A 2,485-nucleotide genomic window follows, 5' to 3' on the forward strand; every position below is an offset into this window, starting at 1 on the left:
TGGTCGACATGCAAGGAAGTCCAGAACTGACGGATATGACCAATAGTATCAATGATCTGTCTGAGGTTATTCGCCTGACGCATGAAAACTTGGAACAAGAAACCAAGCGTTTGACCAGTATCCTTTCTTACATGACAGATGGGGTGCTTGCGACCAACAGACGCGGTCAGATCATCATGGTTAATGAAATGGCAGCCAAGCAATTGAATGTTAATCCAGATGAGGTGCTCAATACCAGTATTCTAGATTTGCTTTCGCTTGGGGATGACTATGATCTGCGAAGCTTGATTACAGAAGTACCAGAGTTGACCATCGATTCCCAGGATGAAAATGGGGAATACTTAAGTCTTCGTGTGCGCTTTGCCTTGATTCGTCGCGAGTCAGGTTTTATCTCTGGTCTGGTAGCTGTCTTGCACGATACGACAGAGCAGGACAAGGAAGAGCGGGAACGTCGCCTCTTTGTCTCCAATGTGAGTCATGAACTGCGAACACCTTTGACCAGTGTGAAATCCTATCTGGAAGCCTTAGATGATGGCGCTTTGTCAGAGCCGGTAGCACCAGATTTTGTCAAGGTTTCACTCAATGAAACCAACCGCATGATGCGCATGGTCACAGATCTTTTGAGTCTTTCTCGAATCGACAATGAAACTAGTCAGTTGGAGATCGAGTTGACCAACTTTACGGCCTTTATCACCTTTATTTTGAACCGCTTTGATAAGATCAAGAGTCAATCGCAAGAGGATACCAAGAAGTATGAACTGATCCGGGAATACCCGATCACTCCTATCTGGGTGGAAATTGATACGGATAAAATGACCCAGGTGATCGATAATATCTTGAACAATGCCATCAAGTACTCACCTGATGGTGGAAAAATTAAGGTAGGGATGAAAACGACAGATGCTCAGTTGATTATCTCTATCTCAGATGAGGGCTTGGGGATTCCCAAGAAAGACTTGCCACGTATTTTTGATCGCTTTTACCGAGTGGATAAGGCACGTAGCCGGGCCCAAGGTGGGACTGGTCTAGGCTTAGCCATTGCTAAGGAGATCATTAAACAACACAAAGGCTTTATTTGGGCCAAGAGTGAATATGGCAAGGGATCTACCTTTACCATTGTCTTGCCGTATGACAAAGATGCTATTAAAGACGACTGGGATACAGAAGAGGAAGAATAAGGAGTCAATGACAGAAAAGGGATTTAAGTATAGTATTTTAGCTTCAGGTTCTAGTGGGAATTCTTTCTACCTTGAGACACCAAAGAAAAAACTGCTTATTGATGCAGGGCTATCAGGGAAAAAGATTACGGGACTATTGGCTGAAATTGATCGCAAACCAGAAGACTTAGATGCCATTTTGATTACGCACGAACACTCAGATCATATTCATGGTGTGGGTGTTTTAGCGCGGAAATATGGCATGGATCTATATGCTAATGAAGCAACTTGGAAGGCTATGGAAGGTACCAAGTATCTAGGAAAAGTCGATGATGCTCAAAAGCATATCTTTGAAATGGGGAAGACCAAGACATTTGGCGATATCGATATCGAAAGTTTTGGGGTCAGTCACGATGCTGCTGCCCCTCAATTCTATCGCTTTATGAAGGATGGCAAGAGCTTTGTCATGCTAACGGATACGGGCTATGTGAGTGATCGCTTGGCAGGCATCGTCGCGGATGCGGATGGCTATCTGATTGAGTCCAACCATGATGTAGAGATCCTTCGAGCAGGTTCTTATGCTTGGCGCTTGAAGCAGCGGATCTTGTCAGACCTAGGCCACCTTTCTAACGAAGATGGTGCAGATGCTATGATCCGAACCTTGGGAAATCGCACCAAGAAGATTTATCTGGGGCATTTGTCAAAAGAGAACAATATCAAAGAATTGGCCCATATGACCATGGAGAATCAACTGGCTCGAGCAGATCTAGCTGTTGGCCATGATTTTGAGGTGTTAGATACCTCGCCAGATACCGCGACCCCTTTGACGAAGATATAAGATGGAAAACCACCCGTGGGTGGTTTTTTATATGCCTATTTTAGGAAATCTACATCTAGTAATGAATTTGCTCTTTAGCCAAAATTCGTGTATGATAGGAAAGAACGAATTCTGAGTGAGAGTCACGAAAGTAGAGGAGAGATAATAAATGAAAAAAATGATGTTATTACTGGCTGGTTTGGTTGCTTTAACAGCTTGTAGTCAGTCTAAGCAAGATACGAAAGAGTCAACTTCCAATCAAACGACAAAGGAAACAAAAGTATCAGAGTCTTCTAAAGAAGAAAAAGGTTTGAAATTTGTAGTAGCACCTCAGTATGAAGGTAAAACATCTGAGCTAATTGAGTTAGGAAAAAAATTGGTCAAGGAACATCCTGAACTCGGAAGTGAAGGTAATATGGCGCTCTACTTCACGGGAGCTATTTCTGAAGGAAGAGCAGCTCTCATGTTGGTTAATAAGACAGATGTAGATATCAAAAAAGATTTGAATTTT

Annotated in this window: 2 protein-coding genes and 1 pseudogene; all 3 read left to right on the forward strand. The window is 42.9% G+C overall.

Annotated features, from left to right (window positions below; genetic code table 11):
• The coding region (gene vicK, locus SPADD19_RS01725; RefSeq protein WP_061455255.1) for a cell wall metabolism sensor histidine kinase VicK at nucleotides 1-1,178 on the forward strand (1,178 nt) is incomplete at its 5' end.
• Between the two features lie 7 nt (nucleotides 1,179-1,185).
• The gene (locus tag SPADD19_RS01730; RefSeq protein WP_003015609.1) at nucleotides 1,186-1,995 is read left to right on the forward strand and encodes an MBL fold metallo-hydrolase; all 810 of its coding nucleotides are present in this window, start codon (nucleotides 1,186-1,188) and stop codon (nucleotides 1,993-1,995) included.
• A 148-nt stretch (nucleotides 1,996-2,143) separates the two neighbouring features.
• Nucleotides 2,144-2,485, forward strand: a pseudogene (locus SPADD19_RS01735) (hypothetical protein); the annotation flags it as partial.

Source organism: Streptococcus parasanguinis (assembly GCF_001578955.1).
GTDB classification, from domain to species: Bacteria; Bacillota; Bacilli; order Lactobacillales; family Streptococcaceae; genus Streptococcus; species Streptococcus parasanguinis_U.